Genomic DNA, 6,722 nt, shown 5'->3' with positions numbered 1-6,722 from the left:
CCCGCCACGACCCGCAGGCCCGCCCGTCGGAACTGCCGCCCCGGCCGGCGCGCGCGGGGGCGTGGCGACAACTGGATTGCGTGGCCTATGCCGTCGGCGGCGCGCTGATCGCGGCCCTGTTCTTCATGCCCGTCTTCCCCAGCTTCGTGCTGATCGACTGGATCGATGCGCGCTGGCTGGACCTGATGGGTTCCCGCGTGCCGTGGCCCCAGGCCTTTCTGGGCTACCTGCTGCTGGCGCTGCCGGCCAGCGCCTTGCTGCTGCTCCTGACCGTGCTCGTGTCCGCGATGCTGCGCTGGCTGCTGCTGCCTCGGCTGGCCAGCGGCCGCTGGCCCGTCTACGGGCAGATCTACCTGCGGCGCTGGCTGACCAACCAGATCCAGGAGTCCAGCCTCAGCGTGCTCCATGGGCTGTACGCCTCGATCTACGCCGGCACCTGGTATCGCCTGCTGGGCGCGAAAGTGGGGCGGGGCACCGAGATCTCGACCGCCATGGGCATCGTGCCCGACATGCTGACCCTGGGGCGCGACAGCTTCATCGCCGACGGCGTCATGCTGGGCGACGAGGAGATCGACCGGGGCTGGATGACCATGCGCCCGACCGTGATCGGCAACCGCAGTTTCGTGGGCAACGGCGCCTACGTGCCGGACGGCTCGGTGCTGCCGGACGACGTGTTGATCGGCGTGCAGAGCCGCGCCCCGGCCAATGCCCGCATGGCGAGCGGCCAGACCTGGCTGGGCAATCCGCCGATCTCGCTGCCCGCGCGCGAACAGGTCGCCGGTTTTCCCGAGCACCTGACCTTTCGGCCGAGCCTGGCCCGCAAGTTCGCGCGCGGCATGGTCGAGGGCATGCGCATGATCCTGCCGCTGGCCGTGGTCATCGCGGCGGGCTACCTGACGGTGATGAAGGTCATTCCCATCGCCGCGCGCGAAGGGTTCGTGGCCGCCTTCGACGAACTGATGCTGGCCGGCGTGCTGTATGGGCTGGGCGCCTTTCTTTTCCTGGTGGCGCTGAAATGGACGCTGATCGGCCGCTACCGGCCCCGCGCCGAACCGATGTGGACGCCCTTCGTCTGGAAGAGCGAGGCCGTGACTAGCCTGTACGAATCCATCGCGGTGCCGAACTTCTTCAACTTCCTGCGGGCCACGCCCTGGCTGCCGCTGGCGCTGCGCTGCATGGGCGCGCGCATCGGCAAGCGCGTCTTCATGGACACCACCGACGTCACCGAGTACGACTGCGTGTCGATCGACGACGATGCCGTGCTGCACGCCTGGTCCGGCCCCCAGACGCACCTGTTCGAAGACCGGGTCATGAAGATCGGCATGGTCCGCATCGGCCAGGGCGTCAACGTGGGGCCGCGCAGCACCATCCTGTACGACACCCGGGTCGAGCCCGGGGCGCGCCTCGGGCCGCTGACGCTGGTGCTCAAGGGCGAGACCATTCCGGCCGGGCAGGCCTGGATCGGCAGTCCGGCCACCCCCTGGGCCGCCCGGTGAGCGCGGCGCTGTGCCTGAGCGGGGAGGGCGCCCCGGTCGAACTGTGGCTGCTGCGGCTGGCGGCCGCGCGTCCGCGGCAGCGGCAGGCGGCGCGGGAGTGGCTGACCGCCGAGCTGGCGCGGCGGGGCGCGGGCGCGCGGGCGGGCTGGACGGAATCGTCCAAGGGGCCGCGGATGGCCCGGGGCGCGCCCTGGCAAAGTTCGTTTTCCTATTGTGGCCCCTATATTCTCTGCGGCCTGTCCCGGCTGGGGGTGCCGGGCGTGGACCTGGCCGGGGGCGCGCCCTGGTCGGACGCCGCCGAGGTGGCCCTGCTGTACTGCGGCCCCGAGGCGGCCGCGGGGCTGGCCGCCTGCCCGCCAGCCGACCGGCCGGACGCCTTCGCGCGGGCCTGGAGCGCGCTGGAGGCGCGCCTGAAGGCATGCCGGCGGGGGCTGGAGGAGTATTGCGCCGAGCGGGAGCGGCACCTGGCCGCCGCCCGCATCACCTGCCAGGTCCGCCACGACGGCCTGTGGGCCTCGGCCGCGCTGTGCCCGGACGCCGCGCGGGGCGGCGGGGACGGCTCATGAAGGGCTGCCTGCGCTATACTTTGAAGGTTTTGTTGCCGCGCACCATGCGCAGGCCATCTTCGCCTCGCAGGCCCCCAGCATGCCCTTGCCACCGCCGGACTATCCTCGCCAGCCACTGCATACGCGTTCCATACGCGTGCAATCGTACGCGCGCGATGATGGGCTTTGGGATCTGGAAGCCGAGCTGATCGACGTCAAGGCGTACGATTTCCCCAAGCGCGACGGCGAGATGTTCAAGGCCGGCCAACCCATCCACCATATGCACTTGCGCATCACCATCGACGAGAATTTCTCGATCGTGGCGGCGCAGGCCGTCTACGACGCCGCGCCCTACGGCGCGCATTGCATGGCCATCGAGCAGGCTTACACTGATCTCATCGGCATGAACCTGCTCAAGGGGTTCCGCCGGCAGGTCAAGGAGCGGTTCGGGCACGTGGAGGGCTGTACGCACATGACCGAGCTGTCGCAGGTGCTTCCCACCGCGGCGGTCCAGACCATGGCCAACCGCCGGCGGCAGGAAAACAACCCGAACCGGCGTCCATTCCAACTGGACGGCTGCCACGCGCTCAGCACCGGCGGCCCGGTGGTGGCTGAGCACTATCCCAAGTGGTACACCGGGGGTAGCGCTGAGGCATCGGCCGATTCGTCTACCGATTCACCTTCTCTTACTCATACGTCCTGACAGGTAACACATGAAAATCCACGAGTATCAAGGCAAGGAACTGCTGAAGCAATTTGGCGTCCCCGTGCCGCGCGGGATTCCCGCTCTTTCCGTCGACGAGGCCGTGGCTGCCGCTGAAAAGCTGGGTGGACCGGTTTGGGTCGTCAAGGCACAAATCCACGCGGGTGGCCGCGGCAAGGGCGGCGGCGTGAAGCTGGCCCGCTCGCTGGACGACGTGCGCAAGCTGGCCTCGGAAATCCTGGGCATGCAGCTGATCACGCACCAGACCGGCCCCGAAGGCCAGAAGGTCCGCCGCCTGTACATCGAAGACGGCGCCGACATCCAGAAGGAATACTACGTGTCGCTGGTCACCGACCGCGCCACCCAGAAGGTTGCCTTCATCGCCTCCAGCGAAGGCGGCATGGACATCGAGGAAGTGGCCCACTCCACTCCCGAGAAGATCATTACCGAATACATCGACCCGCTGACCGGCCTGTCCGCCGAGCAAGCCACCAAGATCGCCAACGCGATCGGCCTGCCCGCCGACTCGACCGCCCAAGCCGTGGACGTGTTCCAGAAGCTGTACCGCTGCTACATGGAAACCGACGCGTCGCTGGTCGAAATCAACCCGCTGAACCGCGACAGCAAGGGCAACATCATCGCCCTGGACGCCAAGTTCAACTTCGACTCCAACGCGCTCTTCCGTCATCCGGAAATCGTCGCCTACCGCGACCTGGACGAAGAAGATCCGGCCGAAATCGAAGCCAGCAAGTTCGACCTGGCCTACATCCAGCTCGACGGCAACATCGGCTGCCTGGTCAACGGCGCCGGTCTGGCCATGGCCACCATGGACACCATCAAGCTGTTCGGCGGCGAGCCGGCCAACTTCCTGGACGTCGGCGGCGGCGCCACGGCCGAGAAGGTCACGGAAGCCTTCAAGATCATGCTCGCGAACAAGAGCGTGAAGGCCATCCTGGTCAACATCTTCGGCGGCATCATGCGCTGCGACGTCATCGCCGAAGGCGTGATCGCTGCTTGCAAGGCCGTCAACCTGAACGTGCCGCTGGTCGTCCGCATGAAGGGCACCAACGAAGAACTCGGCAAGAAGATGCTGGCCGACTCGGGTCTGCCGATCATCAGCGCCGACACGATGGCTGAAGCTGCCACCCGCGTCGTAGCCGCCGTCAAGTAAAGAAAAACCCAAGGATTCACAAATGTCGATTCTGATCAACAAGGACACCAAGGTCATCACCCAGGGCATCACGGGCAAGACGGGCCAGTTCCACACCCGCATGTGCCGCGAGTACGCCAATGGCAAAGCCGCCTTCGTGGCCGGCGTGAACCCCAAGAAGGCGGGTGAGGATTTCGAAGGCGTGCCGATTTTCGCTTCGGTGAAGGACGCCAAGGCTGACACGGGCGCCACCGTGTCCGTCATCTACGTGCCGCCCGCGGGCGCTGCCGCCGCCATCTGGGAAGCCGTCGAGGCCGAACTGGATCTGGTGATCTGCATTACCGAAGGCATCCCGGTCCGCGACATGCTGGAAGTCAAGAACCGCATGAAGGCCAAGGGCAGCAAGACGCTGCTGCTGGGCCCGAACTGCCCGGGTCTGATCACCCCCGACGAAATCAAGATCGGCATCATGCCCGGTCACATCCACCGCAAGGGCCGCATCGGCATCGTCAGCCGCTCGGGCACCCTGACGTACGAAGCCGTGGCGCAAGTCACCGAGCTGGGCCTGGGTCAATCCAGCGCCGTCGGCATCGGTGGCGACCCCATCAACGGCCTGAAGCACGTCGACGTGCTGAAGATGTTCAATGACGATCCCGACACCGACGCCGTCATCATGATCGGCGAAATCGGCGGTCCGGACGAAGTGAACGCCGCCCAGTGGGCCAAGGACAACATGAAGAAGCCCGTGGTCGGCTTCATCGCCGGTGTCACCGCTCCTCCCGGAAAGCGCATGGGCCACGCCGGCGCGCTGATCTCCGGCGGCGCCGACACGGCCGACGCCAAGCTGGAAGTCATGGAAGCCTGCGGCATCCGCACCACGCGCAACCCCTCCGAAATGGGCAAGCTGCTCAAGTCGGTGCTGTAAACCTCGGTTTCGCGCAAGAAAAAGCCCGCTTCGGCGGGCTTTTTTTTCGCATTTTTTTTCTCGATCCTAGGGAAATCCCGTGTCCATGTCATGGCCTGGCTACCATACGGAAAGCTGAACGAAACTATAATGAAAGAAAATCCAGCGCGTACCCAGCAAGAATGCCGTCGGGCTCGCACCAAGACGGTCAGTACGTTTTCATCTTATTTCACCCATTCATTTGGTTCGTCCTAGGGGGATCACACCTAGGAAAGAGAGGCATGGAACTTAGTTCAGCGGCATTCTGGATAGCGTTGCTCCAGATCATTTGGGTCAACATCCTGCTATCGGGCGACAACGCCGTGGTTATTGCGCTGGCGGCGCGTTCGCTGCCCCCGGCCCAACAGAAGAAAGCGATCGTGATCGGCTCGGCCGCCGCGATCATCATGCGTATCGTGCTGACGCTCGTCGCCGCCAAGCTGCTGTTGCTGCCGTGGCTCAAGCTCATCGGCGCGCTGCTCCTGGTCTACATCGGCGTGACGCTGCTGTTGCCGGAGGGCGAGGAAGACGGCGCGGGCAAGACGCAGGGCAATCTGTTGACCGCCATCCGCACCATCATGATCGCCGACCTGGTCATGAGCCTGGACAACGTGGTGGCCGTCGCCGCCGCGGCGATGGGCGATACGACCTTGCTGGTCCTGGGCTTGGCCATTAGTATTCCGCTGGTCATTTTCGGCAGCACGCTGCTCCTGAAGGTCATCGAGCGCTTCCCGATCATCGTTTGGGTGGGCGCGGCGCTGCTGGGCTTCATCGCGGGCGAGCTGCTGGTGGGCGACCCGGCGCTGCAGGAACCGGTGGCGCGCATCGACGCGGCCCTGGGCGTGACGCAGCACAGTTTCGCGCTGATGACGGGCGTGCTGGGCGCGGTGCTGGTGCTGGCTATCGGCAAAGTTTTGCTGATGCGCCAGAAAGCTGACTGAAAGCTGAATTATACTAATACGTTGTACTGAATGATCTCGCCGCGCGCCTCGCGCGGCGAGCTGGCCGGCTCGGGACCGGCCATTCTTTTCATAATGCCTTCGGGGGTTCATAGTGCTTGAGTTTTTCCAGACGCTGAGTTGGGCAGCGGTATTCCAGATCATCCTCATCGACATCCTGCTCGGCGGCGACAACGCGGTCGTGATCGCGCTGGCTTGTCGTAACCTGGCTCCCAAGCAACGCATGCAGGGCATCCTGTGGGGCACCGCCGGCGCCATCCTGCTGCGCGTCGTGCTGATCGCCTTTGCCCTGACGCTGCTTTCGATTCCGTTCCTGAAGGTCGTGGGCGGCGCGCTGCTGCTCTGGATCGGCGTCAAGCTCCTGATTCCCGAAGATGACGCCCACGGCAATGTGAAGGGCGGGACATCCATCGCCGCGGCCATCAAGACCATCATCATCGCCGACTTCGTGATGAGCCTGGACAACGTGATCGCCATCGCCGGCGCGGCCCAGAACGCCCACGCCGACCACCAGATCGGCCTGGTCGCCTTCGGCCTGATCGTCAGCGTGCCCATCATCATCTGGGGCAGCACCCTGGTCCTGAAGCTGATCGACCGCTACCCGCTGGTCGTCACTTTCGGCGCCGCGCTGCTGGGCTGGATCGCCGGCGGCATGCTGGTCACGGACGTTGTTGTCGAGCGTCAATTCGGTGTTCAGCCGGCTGCGGTTAAAATCGGCGCAGAAATCATTGGCGCCTTGCTCGTTGTTGTCCTTGGACGGTGGCTGGCAAGCCGCAAAACCGCTTCCAAGGAATCAGCACATGAGTCTGCGTAGATCCACCGATCCCCAGCAAACCGAATCGGGCCTTAGCCTGCTTCAAGGCCTGTTCGTGCTGGCCATACTCGGGGTAGTCGCGACGATCATCGTCTCCAACTTCGTTTGATGA

General features: G+C 65.1%; 8 protein-coding genes. All 8 read left to right on the top strand.

Translation table 11 applies throughout. The annotated features are described in order from the left end of the window. Window positions 1-1,496 (top strand): Pls/PosA family non-ribosomal peptide synthetase (locus ADE01S_RS22905; RefSeq protein WP_373281425.1); only part of this gene is annotated, 1,496 nt, incomplete at its 5' end. Next, window positions 1,493-2,062 carry a 4'-phosphopantetheinyl transferase family protein gene (locus ADE01S_RS22900; RefSeq protein WP_062684048.1) on the top strand — a complete coding sequence of 190 codons (570 nt, stop codon included), beginning with the start codon at window positions 1,493-1,495 and terminating at the stop codon, window positions 2,060-2,062. The genes ADE01S_RS22905 and ADE01S_RS22900, both read left to right, overlap by 4 nt. 79 nt (window positions 2,063-2,141) lie before the next feature. After that, window positions 2,142-2,744 (top strand): DUF2889 domain-containing protein, encoded by a 603-nt coding sequence (locus tag ADE01S_RS22895; protein ID WP_062684047.1) that lies wholly within the window; start codon window positions 2,142-2,144, stop codon window positions 2,742-2,744. 10 nt (window positions 2,745-2,754) lie between these two features. Then, a complete protein-coding gene (sucC, locus tag ADE01S_RS22890) occupies window positions 2,755-3,915 on the top strand; it encodes an ADP-forming succinate--CoA ligase subunit beta (protein ID WP_062684046.1) in 1,161 nt (386 codons plus the stop codon). A 22-nt stretch (window positions 3,916-3,937) separates the two neighbouring features. Further along, entirely contained in the window at window positions 3,938-4,819 is an 882-nt protein-coding gene (gene sucD, locus ADE01S_RS22885; protein WP_006388410.1) for a succinate--CoA ligase subunit alpha, read from the top strand. Between the two features lie 260 nt (window positions 4,820-5,079). Next, window positions 5,080-5,778 (top strand): TerC family protein, encoded by a 699-nt coding sequence (locus ADE01S_RS22880; protein ID WP_062684045.1) that lies wholly within the window; start codon window positions 5,080-5,082, stop codon window positions 5,776-5,778. Between the two features lie 112 nt (window positions 5,779-5,890). Continuing rightward, window positions 5,891-6,610: a TerC family protein gene (locus ADE01S_RS22875; protein ID WP_062684044.1), complete on the top strand. Its 720-nt coding sequence runs from the start codon at window positions 5,891-5,893 to the stop codon at window positions 6,608-6,610. Continuing rightward, window positions 6,597-6,719: a hypothetical protein gene (locus ADE01S_RS32185; protein ID WP_008164300.1), complete on the top strand. Its 123-nt coding sequence runs from the start codon at window positions 6,597-6,599 to the stop codon at window positions 6,717-6,719. Before ADE01S_RS22875 ends, ADE01S_RS32185 begins: the two co-directional genes overlap by 14 nt. The last annotated feature ends 3 nt before the right edge of the window (window positions 6,720-6,722 follow it).

The sequence above is a fragment of the Achromobacter denitrificans NBRC 15125 genome (assembly GCF_001571365.1).
GTDB lineage: Bacteria > Pseudomonadota > Gammaproteobacteria > Burkholderiales > Burkholderiaceae_B > Achromobacter > Achromobacter denitrificans.
The sequence above is the reverse complement of the archived record's forward strand: the minus strand, read 5'-3'. Positions and strand labels throughout refer to the sequence as shown.

Bases quoted from the DNA above. Each gene is read 5' to 3' on its own strand.
- ADE01S_RS22895 (WP_062684047.1), top strand. From the start codon at position 2,142: ATGCCCTTGCCACCGCCGGACTATCCTCGCCAGCCACTGCATACGCGT.
- sucC (WP_062684046.1), top strand. From the start codon at position 2,755: ATGAAAATCCACGAGTATCAAGGCAAGGAACTGCTGAAGCAATTTGGC.
- sucD (WP_006388410.1), top strand. From the start codon at position 3,938: ATGTCGATTCTGATCAACAAGGACACCAAGGTCATCACCCAGGGCATC.
- ADE01S_RS22880 (WP_062684045.1), top strand. From the start codon at position 5,080: ATGGAACTTAGTTCAGCGGCATTCTGGATAGCGTTGCTCCAGATCATT.
- ADE01S_RS32185 (WP_008164300.1), top strand. From the start codon at position 6,597: ATGAGTCTGCGTAGATCCACCGATCCCCAGCAAACCGAATCGGGCCTT.